Raw genomic sequence first — 19,530 nt, 5'->3', positions numbered from 1 at the left:
TCTAAGGCAATTTGGTTACACCCATTTTGCCTTCCTTATAATAGGTTTCTGCCAATATGCTCTTTCTCTGCTTTATTCGTCATGCTTTAGTGTCGTTTACCTTTTCTTCCCCCTGAAACGAGCAAGATTCCAAATCCGCTTTCGTTTTTTCTCTGATTAAGTCTCTTTCAAATTCAGTAAACAAGTAGAAATATTAAAAAACAAACGTCCTCTGGACGTAGTCGTATCAATTGCATTACCGATACTTCAAATGTTTTAAAGACCTTCCCGTTTCAAGTGGAATTTTTGGAGACTTAAAAGTTTAAACATATTTTTTAGAGAGTCTGAAGAGGAAGGATTTGACATATTGACACCTCTTAAGGACTTTACTTTTTCATGGTCAGTCGCACGGTTGAATGTTTCAGCTAAAGCATTTGTACTTCGATTGATAAAGAAATTCAGGATAGATAAATGAGGAAGGGGATGAATTTGAATACTGCTTGGAAAGATTTTATATTTGAGATTTCTACATTATTATATCACAGAGCCAATTTCTGGTTGCTTCTTCCTTACTTTTACATACCTTGAATTTCTCTCTAAAATTTATGCTTGAAATTTCTGTCCCCCCAACTATTCCACTTGAGCCCAAAAATGTTTAAACCATGTTTAAACCGAGATTTTGCGTTTAAACCAAAATAAACAAAAAAGTCTCATAATCTACTGATTATGAGACTTTTAGTTGGCGGTCTGGACGGGACTCGAACCCGCGACCCCATGCGTGACAGGCATGTATTCTAACCAACTGAACTACCAAACCTTTTTTACAATTTTAACAACTTGTTAACTTTTCGTTTACCTCGTTGTTTTATTGTGATGCAAAATTAGTCGTTTTATTTTAGAATACAATACCTTTGTCAAAAAAAAATCAAAAAAAATAATGAGAAAACCTTTTGAAAACGAGTTTCCTGATGGTAAGTATTTTTCTTTTTATATAGAAAAGGTTGAAAGTCAAAATGTTATTGAAGCACTTATGGTGCAGAAAGATGTAGTGAAAAATTTATATAAAAATTTGTCTGAAGAGCAAAAAAAGTATCGATATGCGGTTGGAAAATGGACTCCTCAACAAATTTTAGGTCACCTCACCGATACTGAACGCATTTTTGGCTACCGAGCTTTGGCGATTGCTAGGGGTGAAAAACAATCTTTACCCAGTTTTGATGAAAATGAATACATGGATGCCTCTGATTTTAATGAACAGTCTTTTGAATCTTTGTTAGAACAGTATCGTTTAGTAAGAGAAAGCTCTATCGCGCTGTTTTCATCGTTCTCTGAAGAAGTGGCTTCGAGGATTGGTATAGCGAATGGAAATGCAGTTTCAGCAAGGGCTTTGGTTTGGATGATTGCTGGACATGAACGCCACCATTTGAATATATTAAAAGAGCGTTATAATATTGCGTAGATTTTTAAGGAATATAAAACAGTAGAATACATTTAAGATGAAGTTTTATAAATATCAAGGTACTGGTAATGATTTTGTAGTGGTAGATGACCGTTCAAAAACTTTTCCTATTTCACAAGAATTGATTGCCCATTTGTGTCATCGTCGTTTTGGGATTGGAGCAGATGGTTTAATGCTCTTGCAAGAGGCTGAGGGCTATGATTTCAGAATGGTTTACTTTAATGCCGATGGTACAGAAGGTTCAATGTGTGGTAATGGTGGTAGATGTTTAGTGAGATTCGCTCATGATTTAGGTATTATTGGCGACTCTACGGTATTCATTGCAGTTGATGGCGAACATGAGGCGAAGGTGACAAAGGAGGTGATTTCATTAAAAATGATTGATGTCAATCAAATAGATAAAACACCCGAATATGATTTTATGAATACTGGATCGCCACATTATGTAACGTATGTGAGCGACTTGGCTAACTATGATGTATTCAATACTGGCAAGACTATACGTTATGGTGAACCTTTTGTAAGTAAGGGAGGAACCAATGTGAATTTTGTGGAGGTGACTGGCGAAAACACTTTATCAGTACGTACTTATGAACGTGGTGTAGAAGATGAAACTTATGCTTGTGGAACAGGGGTAACAGCTTGTGCTTTGTCTGCCAATATTCGTTTGGGCTTTGAAAATTTTGTAGATATAAAAGTAATGGGCGGACAGCTAAGAATTGAGTTCGAACGTATTGAAAACGGCTATCAAAACATTTTCTTAATTGGTCCTGCCATCAGAGCTTTTGAAGGTGAAGTTGATTTGACCGTTTAAACTACGGATTGACGATAACGGGCTCGTCTGTTTGGGCTAGTGGATTTCTAGCTTTTTTCCTATTAATAAATAAATAGTTGAAACTTTTGGTGTATAGCAAACTAGCACCCCCTGAAGTAAACGTCTGATAGGTATTCAATGCCCCTAAAATGGATGTTTGAATGTTTCTGTTATATGTTTTAAATCTTAGGCTTCCGTCTTTCGTAATAAACCATTCCAATGCCCAGTCGCCAATAAGTGATTGGGCATTTGTTTGATTGGTAGCCGTAGTAAATCCTCCGCTTCGTGTAATCCTGAAACGGTCGTTAAAATTGTAGGAAAGCCTAAGTTGTAAATTATTGATTAAATCTTGGTTCAGCCCATTTCCATTGAGCGACAAGTCAACATTTAGGTTTTGGTCAATCTTAGAGAATACATTACTCAACTGATTGGATAATAGCTCCGTTAAGTTACTGACTAAGTTAGCCGCCGCAAAGGCACTAGCATTCGTCTGCGAAACCATTTGTCCTAACAACAACACATTACTTACCTGTCTGTTTAATTCCTGCTCATCCGTTTTCATCCTGTTTTCAAAAGCGGTAACAGCCGAATTAAAATCAGGGTTTTGAGGATAATCATGCATTCTTAAATTAAACGAAATGGTAGGTTGCAAAAGCCTATCTTTTAAATTAATCGTAATATCTACTGGATATCGACGAGTATAATCAGCTTTGCTACGCAATTCTTTACCTCTGCCTGTTGAGTCTATTACTGAGCCTAGATAACTTAAATTTTGAGTATAAGAGGCACGAATATCAACGATGGCTTCATATGGGTCACCCGACCATGATATTTTACTTCCTCGTTGAATATTAAACTTTTTATTGATAATGTTCTGAAATGTAAAGGTATAATCTCCACGCTCTATGTTATAATCGCCCGTCATATCAAAGCCTCCTCTGGTATCCACTTTCAGGTTAATAATACCCGACCCGTTGGCACGCATAATATCCCCAGTTTGTTTGTCGAACTGTACTTCACCATAAGCATCAGGCGTAATTTCAAAGTTGAAATCCATTTTAATACCACTGGTTGAGGTGTTATTAAGGGCTAAGTTTTTATTGAGAGAATCTTTGGCTACTCTCGCACTCATAAATTCAATCTCTTCTTGGTTCCCAGCATCTTGGGCTTTATCAAGTGGAATATATAATTTTGTTCCACGGTCACTTCTTAAGTCGGCTGAAATAGTTAGGTTATCAAACGTACCACCTAAATTTAGTTTTCCTGTCGCGTAGGCGGTACCATAATAGGTGTCATTATCCCTTCTGGTGGTATTCAAAATTTTGAACCGATTCATCGTAGTCCCTAACTGAACGTTAAATGTCTTGTCACCATCAAAGAAAACACTGCCTTTCAACGTACCTTTATTCCCTTCGTCGTCCGTAAGGCGAAGACTTTTTGCCCTTACTTCATCAGGCTCAAACGTGATTTTATCTTCAAAGTTTAGTGTCGATTTAAGGTAGTCAAAGAACAACGTTCCTCTCTTAATATCAATTGCTCCTTCCAAAATTGGGTGCGAAGGTTTTCCTGAAACATTGATTGTTCCAATGGCTACGCCACCAATTTTAGAGAAAAGTCCTTTCGTAAAAGGCTCTAAAATTTGTAGGTTTGTCTGGTTCAAAGTCGCTAATAAGTCTAGCGAATTTTCGGCTTGCTTAGGGTCATAAATACCTCTGATTGTCAACACTTGACTTTGCAAACGTTCCAATGAATAGTTGATGTCAACCAATTGGCGTTCGTTATCAAAAATGCCATCACCTGTTACATTTCCAATCAAGAAATTATCAACATATAAATCTTTAATGCTCAGGCGACTATCAACGTTTATGTTTTTATAAATGTTTTTTAAATCAACCTCGCCATTCACTAAGCCTTTCATGTTTAATGAAATGATAGGTGCTAGGGTTTCTAACTGAAAATTTTTGGCTTTAAATGTCAGGTTCTTGAGCGAATCTTCCGAAAGCGTACCGTTTAAGGCTATCAATTGGTCTAAATTGCTCAGGTATAAGTCTTTCGCCGTGATTTCGTTGCCAATAATTGTCAGTGAGTTGTCTGGACTAATCTTCCAATCTTGATCTAATAAATGGAACTTAGAGCGTTTAAATTGCAAGGCCAAACCGTCTTGAATAAACTGTAACGTACCGTTCAAGTTTACTTGGTTAGTTGTTCCTTCTTGTTTAAGACCGCTGGTAAATCCAATTCTATCTACTGCCCACGACGCTTCAGCTTCAAGGTTAACGGTAGGGGCTAATACGCCAAGTTTTTGTTTTTTGGAATTCAGAATCAAAGACGCTAGTATTTCTGGCGTATTATAGAATTTCGAACTATTCAAATCTATATCTGACTGATAGAAACGATATTTTTGTCCCAATACCAATGTATCTATTTTGGAACTAAGCGAAAAGGTAGAAGTATTACTAATTCCGAAAGTACCTTCTATCAAAGTCTTTTTTGAAATATGACCATCAGGGTAATAAAACCCTAGAATTGGGTCAAAGTTTTTGAGGTAGAATTGATAGTCTATTTGATAATTCTGTGGAGGTGTTAATGGCTTTTTGGCATAGTATGCATTTCTAGTAGCTTCGTCACCCACAAAATAAATTTTATATTCCTCAACAAGCACCTTTAAATCCTCGAAAGCCTGACTAGGTTTGAAATTGCCTTTGAAGTCTAAGTTTACTAAATCTGATTCGATATTTAATTGTCGTCCTATATCTTCAATGGTTGAAGTTATATAAAGAGAATCAAGGATTAAGTTTCTTTTGTCTAGCGTAACATACGTGTTGATAAACTTTGCCTTGCCTACTAATTCATCAATATTTTTTCCTTTTGATTGAACATCAAGGATGGTAGAAATCCGCCAGTCATCTTTTGTGAAATGAAGGTTTTTTAGGTTAGCTTTAGATAATTTCCCCAGCATATCTACATCGCTTTTGCCATTGCGTAAATCTACTTTACTAAATACGTTAAGCACCAAGTTGGTATCTTTAACAGCAATTCTACCATCAAAAAGCTCTTTAGCTAGTTTACCATTAATATCAATATTCTTGTAATTATAATCGTTGTAAGTAATTTGTTTAACGGTTCCATCAAAATTCAAACTAGCATTTTTCAATGAAAAGCCTATGCCTTCTATCTTGCCAGAAAGAGAGATGTCACCCAATGAACCTGCATTATCTATTAGTTTGCCTAATTTAAAATCTTCTAATTTCAACGAACCTTTATAAGTAGAATTCGCTTCGTTAGCTTTTAAAACCATGGCTACATCCACATCCGATTTCCCTAAATCAGAAGTAATCAAACCCGTTGTTTTAAAATTGGAAGTCGTCCCTTTGAACGCTCCATCAAAAGTAATATTATTAAATTTTTCAATGGCTTTTACAGGGTCTTTCCCAATGTATTTCTCTAAGTCGTTGACAAAAACATACGATTTCCGCATGTTGAAATCCATATCTGTTGTAGGAATATCAGGAAGTCCTTTAAACGAAAAATCACCCCGTAGCTTAGATTTTTGCCCGAAGTATAAATCAAAATTATGAAGTTTAAACTCATTCACAGTACCATCAAATTTGCCATTGAGGTAATACACATCTTTGTATTGATACATATCATTCACAAATCGAGCAATGTCGTTGGCTACTACTACTGAAGAGTCGAAATTAGCATGCATTTTTACCCTAGCATTCCAATGTTTAAAGTCTTTTTGACTTTTGAATGACATCACGATGTTATTCCTTATTACCGAACTATTCACTTTCAGTAATAAATCATCAAAACGCATCTGTGTATCCGAAATCAAGAAATGTGTTTTCAGCGTTTTAATCCTGAGGTCAGACGAACGGTCGTAGGCTTTTAGCGTTGTCTGAAAAGTAACAGTATCTCTTATTAAAGTAAAATTCTTAAGATGTCCATTTAATTCATGAAGCTTGAAATGATAATGGTCGAACGACTTGCGGTCGTTCATATAGGGTTCCGACTCATCATTCATGCTAAAAATTCCTTCTACAATATCAGCCTCACTAATGATAAAAGGTGTTGGCTTATGCTTAGGATCTGGTGTGGGCGAAGCCGTCAATTTATTAATCCGACGAATAAATTCATCAATATTCAAATCTCCGTTTTTATCAGTTACTAAACCCACCTTAGGGTGATATAGCCTTACATAATCCAGTTTTGTTTTAAGAGAATCCTGTAAAAGACTTTTTAATTGAAAATCAAGGTCGAGCTTTTCAATATCAATCATCTGGTGATTGTGATAATCTTTTACTCTTACGCCTTCTAGAGTTGCTTCATCAAAAAAACGAATCGTTACTTTATCGATTTCTATCGGATAGCCAAGGGTCTTAGAAATCTTTGGCGCATAATATTGGGCAATTCTGGTTTGTAAATAGGAACTTCTAAGTGCTAAAGAACCTAAAACAGCCAACAACAATAAGCCTACTACCGTGTAGAGAATTATTTTTGTCAGTATTTTAGAAACCTTTATGAACATTTATTTTTTACTATATTAAACGGGTTGAATGCTAAGAACAAGATTTAGGAGGTACTATAGAATTACTAAGGTATTGGGTTTATATATGTTCTATCAACTAGCATTTATTATCTTTGCATTATTATGACAATCTTAGCAATCGAATCATCATGTGATGACAGCTCAGCGGCTGTAATTATTAACGGCAAACTTTGTTCCAACATTGTAGCAAGCCAAGCCATTCATACAAAATGGGGTGGGGTTGTACCTGAATTAGCAAGCCGTGCACATCAACAACACATTGTACCTGTTGTGGCAGAGGCACTTGAAAGAGCGAAGATAACAAAAAATGACCTAAATGCCATTGCTTTTACGCGTGGACCAGGTCTTTTAGGTTCATTATTAGTAGGGGCTTCCTTTGCAAAAGCTTTAGCAATGGGTTTGAATATTCCCTTGATAGATGTTCACCACATGCAAGCGCACGTTTTGGCACATTTTATTGACGAACCCAAGCCAAATTTCCCTTTTTTATGCTTAACAGTGAGTGGCGGACATACGCAAATTGTTTTTGTACGTTCACCTTTAGAAATGGAAGTAATCGGTGAAACGCAAGACGATGCGGTAGGAGAGGCGTTTGATAAAACAGCAAAACTGTTGAATTTACCTTACCCAGGAGGGCCATTGATTGATAAATACGCCAAAGAAGGAAACCCTGAAAGATTCCCTTTTCCGATGGTAGAGATGCAAGGCTTGAACTATTCTTTTTCAGGCATTAAAACGTCTTTCCTATATTTCTTACAGAAAGAGATTAAGCAAAATGCCAATTTTGTAGAAGAGAACCTTGCAGATATTTGTGCTTCTATGCAGGCTACGTTGATTAAAATATTATTACAAAAACTTAAAAAGGCATCTAAGCAATATAAAATCAAAGAAATTGCCATTGCTGGTGGCGTTTCCGCTAATTCTGGATTAAGAACAGCATTGCAAAAAATGGGTGAGCAAGAAAACTGGAATGTATACATACCTGCTTTTCAATACTGCACAGATAATGCTGGAATGATAGCGATGGCAGCGCATTTCAAAGCAGAAAAAGGCGTATTTTGTTCACAAGATGTAAGCCCTTTGCCAAGAATGGCTTGGTAATTGTGCTTTATCTTTTTGGGGCTACAAGTAACCAAACTTGTAGCCCTTTTTTATATCATGTTCTGGCAAAGGACTTCTTCATTAATATTTCCTTACCTTTGTCACTTAAAAAACACAATTTTGGCAACATTCAAAGAATTAGGCATATCTGAGCATTTCATCCAAGCAATGACTGAAATGAACATCAATAAGCCTACTGAAATACAGGAAAAAGCAATTCCATATTTATTAAAGAATCAAAACGATTTTATCGGACAAGCACAAACAGGAACAGGTAAAACTGCTGCTTTTGGTTTGCCGTTATTGATGAAGGTAAATCCTAAATCAAAAGAAGTACAAGCATTGATATTAGCGCCCACACGCGAACTATGTCAACAAATAGCAAAGCATTTGTTTAAACTGACAAAATATGCCCCTGAAAAAATATTTGTTGAAGCTGTGTATGGAGGCGAAAAAATAGATATTCAGCTAAGAGCATTATCGAAACCGACCCAAATTATTGTGGCTACCCCAGGGAGGTTAATTGATTTGCTAGCAAGAAAAGCGGTGAGTTTAACGGCTGTGAGAACCTTGATTTTGGATGAAGCCGACGAAATGTTAAGCATGGGTTTCAAAGATGAACTAGATAGCATTTTAAGACAAATACCTCATGATGGTACAAAATGGCTATTTTCGGCTACTTTACCAAGTGCTTTGCAGAAATTGGTAGACACTTATATGTCTAAAAATACGCATACGGTTCAAGTTAGTAAAAGCGAAGTGGTGAATAACCTGATAGAACACCAATTTTTTGTGTGTGATGAACGCGAGAAGTTTAATTATGTGCTTCAGTTTTTGAATACGATGGGTGCTTCTACAGGCATTATTTTTTGTAGAACCAAAGTAGCGGTACAAACATTGACGAAACAACTTGTCAGCAAAAATATAGCGGTAGATGCTATTCATGGAGATTTGCAACAAAGCGAGCGAGACAAAGTGATGCGTGCTTTCAAAAACCATAAATTAAAAATATTAGTAGCCACTGATATTTCTGCCCGAGGAATTGATGTTGATGATTTAGCGTATGTTATTCACTATCAATTACCCGACCAGCCAGAATATTACACTCACCGAAGTGGTAGAACTGCCAGAGCGGGCAAAAGAGGTATTTCGATTTGCTTTGTTAGTCAATCAGAGGTGAAAAGAATTTCAGAGTTCTCTAAATTGTTGAATATATCCTTTAGAAAATTATAACAAATACTATTGTTTGTAACTAAACTGTAACATTTAACGTTTGTTATAAATAAACAATCATTTGATTTGTAGTGTTTTATATGCTCGTTTTGCATATCAAAACCTTTTCGTTTTTAACAATATTCTCATGTCATTTCAAGCATTAAATTTAATTGAACCTATCCAAAAAGCACTAGCTGAGGAAGGTTATAGTACTCCGACACCTATTCAAGCTCAAGCGATTCCAGCAATACTTCAAGGAAAAGATTTGTTAGGAGTAGCCCAAACGGGTACTGGCAAAACTGCAGCTTTTGCCATTCCTACCATACAACTTTTAACGCAGCATCCTGTTCAACATCGTGCCAAGCGAACCATCAAAGCATTGATTGTTACGCCCACACGTGAATTAGCCATACAAATAGATGATAGTTTCAAAGCCTATGGACGATTTACAGGGCTTAAGCACACCGTAATTTTTGGTGGTGTAAAACAAGGGCGTCAGACAGATGTTTTACAAGATGGCGTAGATATATTAGTAGCTACTCCGGGTAGATTGTTAGATTTAATCAATCAGCGATTTATTACCCTGAAAGATATTCAAGTTTTTATCCTTGACGAAGCCGACCGTATGTTAGATATGGGTTTTGTGCATGACATCAAGAAAATCTTAACCTTTCTACCAGCTAAACGTCAGTCTTTGTTTTTCTCAGCTACGATGCCTCCAGAAATTCAAAAATTAGCGGATAATATTCTTTATAAGCCTGTTAAAGTAGAGGTAACACCCGTATCATCAACGGCAGATACCATCAAACAAGCCGTATATTTTGTAGAAAAAGACCAAAAGAATGCTTTGTTGATGGATATTTTGAAAGATAAATCCATAGAAACAGTATTAGTTTTTACACGTACAAAGCATGGTGCTGACAAAGTAGTAAAGGTATTAGCAAAACATGAGATTAAAGCCGAGGCCATTCATGGTAATAAAGCCCAGAATGCACGCCAAAGAGCTTTAGAAAACTTTAAAAATAAGACAACCAGAGTGCTTGTCGCTACTGATATTGCAGCCAGAGGGATTGATGTAGATAATTTGGCGTATGTAATCAATTTTGATATTCCGAATATTCCTGAAACTTATGTGCATAGAATTGGACGTACGGGTAGGGCAGGAGCAAACGGTACGGCCTATTCTTTCTGTGATAGTGAAGAGAAAACTTTTTTGAGGGATATTCAAAAGCTGATTGCTAAAAACATTCCAGTAATTGAAGACCATGCCTTTAAAAATAGTAGTCCGAAAATATCAACCCCGACTCCAGTACGTCCTCAAGTTGCTCAAAAATTACCTGCAAAATCAAGTGAAGTAAGCAACAAAAGTAAAAAAGTTTGGTTCAAGAAAAAGGCTGAATCAAGGTAGAAATAGGATGAAAAGTATTAACAGCACAATAATATATATCATTTTTTGAAAGAATCATCATTTTGAGCCTTCAAATGGATAAAACTTGTAGAATATAGCATTTAACTTTAGTTTTATGAGATTTATCCAAAAAACATGGAAATAGTACAAAAAAATACAGGATTTTATTAAGTAATAATTGTTTATTTCTAATAAATTGTTGTACTATGAAAAAACATTGAGTTCCTTTGTATTAGATTTAGACCCAAAATTTATTTTTTTGTGGTCATCAATGAAATCGGAATACTCATAAAGTTATACCAAGTTCATTGTCAAGTGATTACGTTGATATTTACAAGAAAAGACCAAAATAACCCAAATGTTTATAAACGCTATCGCAAGTTATTTGCCCGAACAAATTATTACCAATGCTTATTTTGAAGAATTAAATGGATTGAGTGACGACTGGATAACCGAACGTACTGGCATTCGCGAACGTCGTAAAGCTTCAGCCGATGAGAATACGCATACAATGGCCATTCAAGCTGTTGATAAAATTAAAGAGAGTTTACCTTATGATATTGCTGAAGTTGATTTAATTGTTGGTGCAACTTACACTCCTTATGATAGTATTTTCACATTAGCACATGCTGTTCAACACCATATTAATGTTAGTGAAATACCAGTAGTTACTATTTCTTCTGCTTGTTCATCTTTGTTAAATGCTATTGAGATTGTTCAAGGATATTTTGCACTTGGCAAAGCCACAAAAGCTTTGGTAGTGGCTTCTGAACACAATACTGCTTATAACAACGAAGACGATACCAAAGCTGGGCATCTTTGGGGTGATGGAGCCGTGGTAGTGTCTATTTCTAAGGAACGTACAGCAGATAGCAACTGGGAGATTAAGGATTTATTAACTGGCGGAGCTGCCAATGTAGGTAAAGCATCTGAAAGTGTTAATTTAAAACTCGTTAAGAAAGGCTTAATTATGCCTTTTGGTAGAGATGTATTTATCAATGCTTGTACTTATATGCCAAAGGCGAGCTTACAAATTTTAGAAAGAAATAATCTTACCATTGAGGATGTAGCCTATATCGCTCCACATCAGGCAAACCTTAGAATTTCTAAAAATGTAGCAGGCACTTTAGGTGTTTCAGAAGACATTATGCTTTCAAATATTCAATACTTAGGTAATACAGGTTGTGCTGGCTGTGCCATTGTATTAGATGAACACAAAACGGAGTTTAAAAAAGGAGAAAATATCATCGTAACTGTATTCGGTGGTGGATACTCATACGGAGCAATGTTGATTACGATTTAAAAAGTTTTATATAATACTTAAAAAGCCTCAGGATTAGTCATATAATTCTGAGGCTTTTTTTATAATCCTAAATTTATATTAATAAGTTTTTAAGTATTTTTTAATAAGTTTTTAAGTATTTACAATACTTGAATAATTGTAGGCGTTTCATTTGAAACTAAATCCCATTACAATGAAAACTTACCAATTATCTCTATTTGCCATTGCTATAAGTGCAATGATGTTTACAAGTTGTTCAGAACAAAAGGCCGAAACGACTATCAGTTCATCCGAAACTGCTGATACTACAGCTTTGTATGCATCGGAAAATGACTTTTACAACCAGAAGTCCGAAGAAGATGTGGCTTCAGACCAAAAACCAGCAGAAGATACTATTTCAGAGCCAAAGTCAGAAGAAGACTTTGCTTTAGGTCAAGAGCCTAAAGAAGAGGATGTTACGTTTGATGAAAAATCAAAAGAAGGAGTTGCTTCAAAGCAAAAACCAAAAAAAGAAGAAGTTGTACCAAATCAAGAACCAACAATAGGTCTTGAAAAAAAGAAAATTATTAAAACGGCAGATTTGAGATGTAAAGTAACGGATGTACAAGATGCTACAAATCATATTGAGGATGTTGTAGAAAAGTATGATGGTTATGTAACGCATGCTGAGTTGGAGACCAGAACATTTCAAAATGAGGAAGTTGAAATTAGTGAAGATTCGGTTTTGCACAATAGAACATACGAAATCACTAATAGAATTACGATAAGAGTTCCAAGTCGATATTTTGAGAAAGTATTACGGGAAATTCAACCTGTGATGGTATATATCGATCATAAAAATATTGCCGCAGATGATGTAAGTGCTTCATTATTAGCTACTGAATTAAACAAAAAGCGTTTTTCGAAATTTGAAGACCGTTATGCAAAAGAGATTGATAAAAAAGGTAAAAAACTAAAAGACATCACTACATCAGAAGAAAAACTACTTGATTTACAAACTCAAGCAGATATGAACAAAGTACAGGCTTTGAGTTTAAAAGATCAAATAAATTACAGCACGCTAACGATTGAACTATATCAGCCTATGGCAAATACGGTAGAAGTTCTTGCTAATAAGGATAATAGGTTAGCTGTTCAGCCTACTTTCTCTTATCGATTCTTAAATAGCTTAAAAACTGGATGGTTCTTTATTGAGGACATATTTATTTTCTTTACGACATTCTGGTTTTTTATATTGATTGCATTAGCAGGATATTGGATTTATAGAACTTATGCTAAATCAGTAAAAGAGTAGAATAGTTAATAATTAAGTAGAGGCTATCCGAAAAGGATAGCCTTTGTTTTATAAATCTAAATTTTTTAACAAGTTTTTAAGTATTTTTTAACAAGTTTTTAAGTATTTACAATACTTGAGTAATTGTAGGCGTTTCATTTGAAACTAAATCCCATTACGATGAAAACTTACCAATTACCTCTTTTTGCCATTGCCATCAGTGCAGTGATGATGTTTACAGGTTGTTCAGAACAAAAGGCTGAACATACGTCAGTCGAAAGTGCTGATAGTATAATTAATGATACTTTAGCAGGTCTACAGTCAGAGTCCACTAAAGACAGAAAATTTATTAAAACAGGCGATTTAAAAGGGAAAGTTAAGAATGTACAAGAAGCTACAAATAAGATTGAAGATATTGTAGAAAAGTATGATGGTTTTGTGACAAACGCTAAATTAGAAAACAGGGTAATTCAAATCAATGACGTTGAAATCAGCGAAGATTCGGTTTTACATAATAAAGCTTATGTGGTGGTTAACCAACTTTCTATGAGAATTCCTAATCAATATTTTGAGAAAGCGATAAGGGAAATTCAGCCAATTATGACATTTGTAGATTATAAAAACATTACAGCAGAAGATGTAAGCTTTTCTTTAATGGCTAAAGATTTATCTAAAAAGCGTTTTACAGATTTTGAAAAACGTTATAAAAAAGGGATTGCTGAAAAAGGTAAAAAGTTAGATGAAACTACAAAAGCAGAAGAAAATCTGTTAGATGTTCAGACACAAGCAGACATGAATAAAGTACAAACCCTGAGTTTGAAAGACCAAGTTAACTATAGCAATCTTACTATTGAAGTGTATCAGCCTGTTACTAATGCCATTGAAACTTCTCTTAATATGGATAATAGATTTGCTTTTAAACCCAATCTTTTTCTTAGAATTTGGAGTAGCTTAAAAATTGGATGGTATGTTTTTGAAGAAGTAATAGTGTTTTTGAGCAAACTTTGGTTGTTTATACTAATTGGTATTGGGATATATTGGCTTTATAAAACTTATCGAAAATCAATAAAAGAGTAGAAAATCAAACAGCCTTCTCGGAATATCCAAGAAGGCTGTTTGTATAAAAATAAGAATGCTACTATTATAAAGTAATTCTATACCCTACTTTTTTATAGTTAGCATTTGGGCCAATATCACTTCCGTTTCCTTCTAAAACAAAAACAACAGTAGCTGTTTGTCCAGCCTGTGCAGGTGCTTTAAGGATATTTACTTTTAATTCGCCAAAGCTAGACTTTGCTGGAATAGTGATGGTAGTAGCTCCTGCTAAATCGTAGTGAGTACCTGCTACAGCATTACTTTCAGCTGGATCAACCGAAAACTTGATTACTTCATCTTTATCACGCTGTGCACCCACTAAGTTGATTCTTAATGTTTTAGTTTGTACAGCATTCGTTGAAGCTAGGATAGGAAATGTTTTTCCTAAAGCTGGAGAGTTCACAACGGCATCTTGAAACTCTACAAGGGTTACTTTGTCGAATAACTGCTTATTTTCATCAAAACATGAAAACAAAGTAGTCATCACAAGTAAAAGCAATGATATATTGATTATTTTTTTCATTTGAAATTTCTTTAAATATTTAAAATATTAATATCCAACGTTTTGCTTCAAGTTTGAATTTGCTTGAATCTCACGAGTTGGTATGAATGACAAAATACGGAAATCTGTAAATGCGATAGTTTGAGCAGGTGAAGCTTTCACGATATCTACACCACGACGTTTTAAATCAAAGAAACGGTGTCCTTCAAAAGCAAACTCAATACGTCTTTGATTCGCAATTTCGTCAATTAACGCTTGTCCAGTCAATCCTACTTTAGCATCTAATCCAGCACGCGTACGGATAGTATTAACATCAGCCAATGCTTCAGTTTGTTTTCCTGTTAAAGCATAAGCTTCAGCACGGTTTAAATACATTTCAGAAATACGAATTACAGGAATGTTATCTAAGTTTACTGCACCACTTCTACCGAAGAATTTAGTACATTCAATTTCAGCAGTTCCTCTACCAGCAGTTCCTCTTTCGTATAAATTACGTCTTACATCTCCAGTTTCGAATGCAGCTAATAAAGCAGCTGTTGGAACTAAGTCACCAAAACCAGCAGTTGTAGAAGTATTACCTAGTTGAGATAAGGTAGTGAAAGTAGTTTGAAGAGATAAGTTTACACCGATGTTTTCATTTGTTTGATATACAATTTCAAACATAGATTCTGGGTGATTAGCTGTACGCCAAGCCCCTACATAAGCATCTTTCGTTTGGAATTTACCAATACCCGAAGCCAAGGCCGCATTAGCATATTTGATAGCATTATCGTAATCTCCGCGATACAACGCTACTCTTGAGAAAAGCGCATTAGCAGCACCTTTGTTTGCATAAGCTGTTCCAAGAGTAACTGTTGATAATTTTGCTACTGCATTTGTTAAGTCAGCATAAATAAAATCATACGTTTCAGCAATAGTTGCACGTGGTAATCTTTCAATTTGTGAAAGGTCAAGTACACCTTTTTTATGAAGAGGGATAGTACCTCTGTCAGACTGCGCAATAGCTACTTTTGGTTCATAACCATAACAACGAGCCAATTCAAAATAAAGTAAAGCTCTAAGCATCGCTACTTGTCCTTCAAAAGAATCTCTAGTAGCTACAGGTACTGCAGTTGCTTTAGGGAGTGCCTCTAAAATTAAATTTATTTCGTTGATTGCAAAATAAGCTCTTTCCCAGATAAGAAAGTGAGCGTTAACTTGGTTCAAATATTCTGCATTTAAACGGCCAGATTTATTGGTTGCTCTACCATTATCAGCTAGTGCCTCAGGAATAGCAATTAAATCACGACCATACAAGCTAGTCGACTGCAATACATCATACACACCATTTACGGCAGCACGGATAGCGTCTTCACTTGTAAGGGCAGTAGCAGAATCAATTGATTGACGTGGTTCCACATTCAAAAGATTGCTACATGAACTTGCCACTAGTACTAGACCAAGTGCAAGCGGTTTAAATATATTTTTTAGTTTCATTTGATTTTTTCTCTTTTAATGTTTCTAAACACAGGTTTTCTGATAAATGATTAGAATCCTAATTTTACACCTGCAGTTACAACGCGTGGTTGTGGAACGATACCTGTGTTACCACTACCTAAGTTTGTCCATTCTGCATCAAAACCAGACCATTTAGTCCAAGTATATAAGTTATAACCTTGTACGTAAACTCTAGCAGAAGCTAAACCAAATTTGCTTAGAGCTGATTTTGGAATATTATAACCTAGAGAGATAGTTTTTAGACGAATATAAGAAGCATCTTCATATACTCTTGAACCCGCTACGATACTAGCACCAAGTGTTTCAGCATTACCGTTGATTGGTCTTGGGGTACTTGTAATTTGTCCAGGAGTAGTCCATCTACTTTCATATACAGAACGTAAGGTGTTGAAAGTACGTCCTCCGTTTTCAAACATAAATGACGACTGGTTATTAAATGCTGTACGACCATATTCGTAAGTAAATAATATGTTCAAGTCAAATCCTTTGTAAGAAAAATCATTGGTAAAACCACCATACAAGTTTGGAATTTGGCTACCGATAATTTTTGAATATGAGTCAACACTACCAGCAAGACGATAAATGATATTACCAGCGTTGTCATACCACATTGCACGTCCAGTAGCAGGGTTAACACCTGCATATTGAGCTACATAAATCGAGTTCAAAGGTTGTCCGATTTTAATTTGCTCGTCAACAGCACGTCCTGGTAAAGTAGTTAAAGTATCGTATAGCTTTGTAATTTTGTTACTGATTTTAGTGATGTTAAAATCAGTAGTCCATTTAAAGCCTCCTCTGTCAACGTTAATTGTTTTAATACTGAATTCAAGACCTTTGTTTTGTAACTCTCCTAAGTTGTTAGAGATTGTACTAAAACCACTCGTTTGAGGAACAGGTTGATCTAACAATAAATCACTACTTGTACGAACGAAGTATTCAACAGAACCTTGGATACGGCTATTAAAGAAACCATAGTCTAAAGCGAAGTTAGAAGTTGTGTTACGTTCCCATCTTAAAGAAGCATTACTTAAACTTGAAGGAGAAATACCAGAAAGTCCATTATAGTTAGCACCGCCACCATACAAACCTCTTGAGTCAAAGTTACCGATTTGGTCATTACCCAAAGTACCGTAACTAGCTCTTAGTTTTAGTTGAGAAACTGAAGCATTGTTTTTCAAGAAATCTTCTCCAGAAATATCCCAACCAGCAGAAACTCCTGGGAAGAAACCATATAGATTATCAGCACCGAAACGAGAAGAACCATCATAACGTGCAGTAAGTCCTAAGAAATATTTATTCTTATAGTCATAGCTCAAACGAGTAAAAACCCCAGCTTTTTTGAAACCTGTCCATGAGCTAAATACCGAAATAGGGTTTGCTGCAGACGACTGTGTAGTAAACTGAGGTGTTGGAATACCTTCAGCAGTTGCCTGATAGTTCTCTTGTGTATTCTGACGATATTCAACCCCTACTAATGCACCAATTTTATGATCGTTTTTAATAACCTTATCATACATTACAGTAGCATTTGTCAAGAAGTTGATTAATTCAAATTGTTGACTAGCAATACGACCTTTTACGTTGAATGCATCAGCAGTACGTGGGTCTTGGAAGTTGTATCCGTTGATAGTACGGTAATCCAAACTAGCATAAGGTCTGAATGTTAAACCATCAATGATTTTGAATGTTAATCCTAATGAAGAAATCAACTGATTTGTTCTAGAATTGATTTTATTCAAATCACTTACCATCAAAACGTTTTGGTTTAAAACCCCAGCAATACCACCCTCAGCAGGTGTTCCGAAATATGAACCATCGTCATTATAAATACGGTTCATTGGTAAAATCAATGGAGACGAGAAAGAAGGAGAACCTAAGAAACTACCTCCGTTTGGACCACCAAAAGTACCTCTTTGGTTGAATGAGCTCAAGTTAATCGAAGCATCAACACTTACATGAGAACTTACTTTGTTATTGATTTTAGCACTAAAGTTACCGCCTTTATAGTCGATATTTCTAACGTTCGCATCAGACTGGTTATAAGCACCCGACAAAAAGAAAGTTGTTTTGTCGTTACCACCATTCATCGAGAAATTATAGTTGTTCGTTTTACCGCTCTGATAAGCTTCTTTTTGCCAGTCGTAAGTAGGAAGCGCAGCAATTTCAGCATCAGAAAGCGTTCCGCTTAATCTAACCCCTGTTAAAGCACTAGTTCTAGCTACAGATTCTGTTGAACCAGTTTGATTCATAAGCGCTTCTGTACGAAGTTTAATCCATTCTTGCGTATTTAAAACATCTAAATATTTAGTTGGTTCTACATATCCAGTGTTATAATCTAAAGTAATGCTTGTTTTACCAGCTTTACCTTTTTTAGTCGTTACTAAAACAACACCATTGGCAGCAGCAGCACCATAGATAGCAGCAGAAGCCGCATCTTTCAAGATTTCAATGTTCTCAATATCATTCGGGTTAAGGTATGATAAAGGGTTTGTAGAAGCATAAACAGAGCTACTAGTAGTATTAATTTGCACACCATCTACAACATACAGAGGATCTGTACCACCTTTGATTGAACCTACACCACGGATACGCACTTGTACTTGACCACCCGGAACACCATTTGAACCACTGATTTGAACCCCAGCAGCACGTCCTTGTAAAGCACGGTCAAAAGTTTGAACTGGAATACTCGCAATATCAGAACCTTTAACAGATGCTTGTGAACCTGTTAATGTACGACGTGACTGAGTACCATAACCAACAACTACAACTTCTTCAAGATCTGAAACATCAGATGATAAAGAAACATTAACAATTGATTTTGTTCCAGCAGCGATTTCTGCTTTTTTGAAACCTACAAATGTGAATGTAAGTGTAGCATTACCTGAAACATTGATTTTGTAAGAACCGTCAGCAGCTGAAACGGTACCTCTTGTTGAACCTTTTACACCAACACTTACTCCTGGAAGTGCAGAGCCATCTTCGGCAGATGTAACTTTCCCTGTGATAGTTCTGTCTTGAGCCGCTACTTGAAATATAAGTGCAAGCAGAAACACAAAACTAAGTAGTAGTTTTTTGTTCATTTTTTTTAGTTTGTATGAATGTTAAAAATTGTTAATTTTTTATTACAACAAAAATAATAGGAAATATATTGCGTTCCCAAATTTTTATTTGTTTAAACAATAATTATTTAAACAAAGAGGGCTAATAAACAATATTTTGTTGGGTTAAATGATGAAATTGAAGATAAAAGTTTGGTGAAAATAGTAGATGTGCCTTTTAAAGCAATAGGGGTATTGCTAGAAAATAGGGTTTAATAATATTATTGGGATTATTAGCAACAATATGAGTAA

General features: G+C 35.5%; 12 protein-coding genes and 1 tRNA gene. 8 read left to right on the top strand and 5 right to left on the bottom strand.

The features are described from left to right. Positions 1-719 precede the first annotated feature (719 nt). A tRNA-Asp gene (locus tag AC1RNE_RS07875) sits at positions 720-796 on the bottom strand. Positions 797-916: 120 nt separating this feature from the next. Here AC1RNE_RS07875 and AC1RNE_RS07870 point away from each other — a divergent pair. Both AC1RNE_RS07870 and dapF read left to right on the top strand, forming a co-directional pair. Further along, complete coding sequence (locus AC1RNE_RS07870; RefSeq protein WP_492800472.1) at positions 917-1,438, top strand: DinB family protein; 522 nt, start codon at positions 917-919, stop codon at positions 1,436-1,438. A gap of 37 nt (positions 1,439-1,475) precedes the next feature. Then, on the top strand, positions 1,476-2,252 hold the full coding sequence (dapF, locus tag AC1RNE_RS07865) for a diaminopimelate epimerase (protein ID WP_492800471.1): 777 nt from the start codon (positions 1,476-1,478) through the stop codon (positions 2,250-2,252). Between the two features lies 1 nt (position 2,253). On the opposite strand, the gene AC1RNE_RS07860 is transcribed toward dapF, so the two are convergent. After that, positions 2,254-6,783, bottom strand: coding sequence for a translocation/assembly module TamB domain-containing protein (locus tag AC1RNE_RS07860; RefSeq protein WP_492800470.1), 4,530 nt, complete (start codon positions 6,781-6,783; stop codon positions 2,254-2,256). Between the two features lie 123 nt (positions 6,784-6,906). Here AC1RNE_RS07860 and tsaD point away from each other — a divergent pair, with 123 nt between their 5' ends. The 6 genes from tsaD (at position 6,907) to AC1RNE_RS07830 (ending at position 14,160) form a co-directional block, all read left to right on the top strand. Then, positions 6,907-7,905, top strand: a complete 999-nt coding sequence (gene tsaD / locus AC1RNE_RS07855; protein WP_492800469.1) for a tRNA (adenosine(37)-N6)-threonylcarbamoyltransferase complex transferase subunit TsaD — start codon at positions 6,907-6,909, stop codon at positions 7,903-7,905. 120 nt (positions 7,906-8,025) lie between these two features. Further along, complete coding sequence (locus tag AC1RNE_RS07850) at positions 8,026-9,138, top strand: DEAD/DEAH box helicase (RefSeq protein ID WP_492800468.1); 1,113 nt, start codon at positions 8,026-8,028, stop codon at positions 9,136-9,138. 127 nt (positions 9,139-9,265) lie between these two features. Then, a complete protein-coding gene (locus AC1RNE_RS07845; protein WP_492800467.1) occupies positions 9,266-10,528 on the top strand; it encodes a DEAD/DEAH box helicase in 1,263 nt (420 codons plus the stop codon). 358 nt (positions 10,529-10,886) lie between these two features. After that, complete coding sequence (locus AC1RNE_RS07840; protein ID WP_492800466.1) at positions 10,887-11,831, top strand: 3-oxoacyl-ACP synthase III family protein; 945 nt, start codon at positions 10,887-10,889, stop codon at positions 11,829-11,831. Positions 11,832-12,003: 172 nt separating this feature from the next. Further along, complete coding sequence (locus AC1RNE_RS07835; RefSeq protein WP_492800465.1) at positions 12,004-13,104, top strand: DUF4349 domain-containing protein; 1,101 nt, start codon at positions 12,004-12,006, stop codon at positions 13,102-13,104. Positions 13,105-13,263: 159 nt separating this feature from the next. Beyond that, on the top strand, positions 13,264-14,160 hold the full coding sequence (locus AC1RNE_RS07830; protein WP_492800463.1) for a DUF4349 domain-containing protein: 897 nt from the start codon (positions 13,264-13,266) through the stop codon (positions 14,158-14,160). A 64-nt stretch (positions 14,161-14,224) separates the two neighbouring features. On the opposite strand, the gene AC1RNE_RS07825 is transcribed toward AC1RNE_RS07830, so the two are convergent. The 3 genes from AC1RNE_RS07825 to AC1RNE_RS07815 are packed head-to-tail and all read right to left on the bottom strand — an operon-like array spanning position 14,225 to position 19,260. Continuing rightward, positions 14,225-14,701, bottom strand: a complete 477-nt coding sequence (locus AC1RNE_RS07825; protein WP_492800462.1) for a DUF4843 domain-containing protein — start codon at positions 14,699-14,701, stop codon at positions 14,225-14,227. Between the two features lie 27 nt (positions 14,702-14,728). Beyond that, positions 14,729-16,156: a RagB/SusD family nutrient uptake outer membrane protein gene (locus tag AC1RNE_RS07820; RefSeq protein WP_492800461.1), complete on the bottom strand. Its 1,428-nt coding sequence runs from the start codon at positions 16,154-16,156 to the stop codon at positions 14,729-14,731. A gap of 50 nt (positions 16,157-16,206) precedes the next feature. Continuing rightward, positions 16,207-19,260 (bottom strand): SusC/RagA family TonB-linked outer membrane protein, encoded by a 3,054-nt coding sequence (locus AC1RNE_RS07815; RefSeq protein ID WP_492800460.1) that lies wholly within the window; start codon positions 19,258-19,260, stop codon positions 16,207-16,209. Between the last annotated feature and the right edge of the window lie 270 nt (positions 19,261-19,530).

This window comes from Arcicella sp. GW822-FHT02H01 (assembly GCF_058802005.1).
The sequence above is the reverse complement of the archived record's forward strand: the minus strand, read 5'-3'. Positions and strand labels throughout refer to the sequence as shown.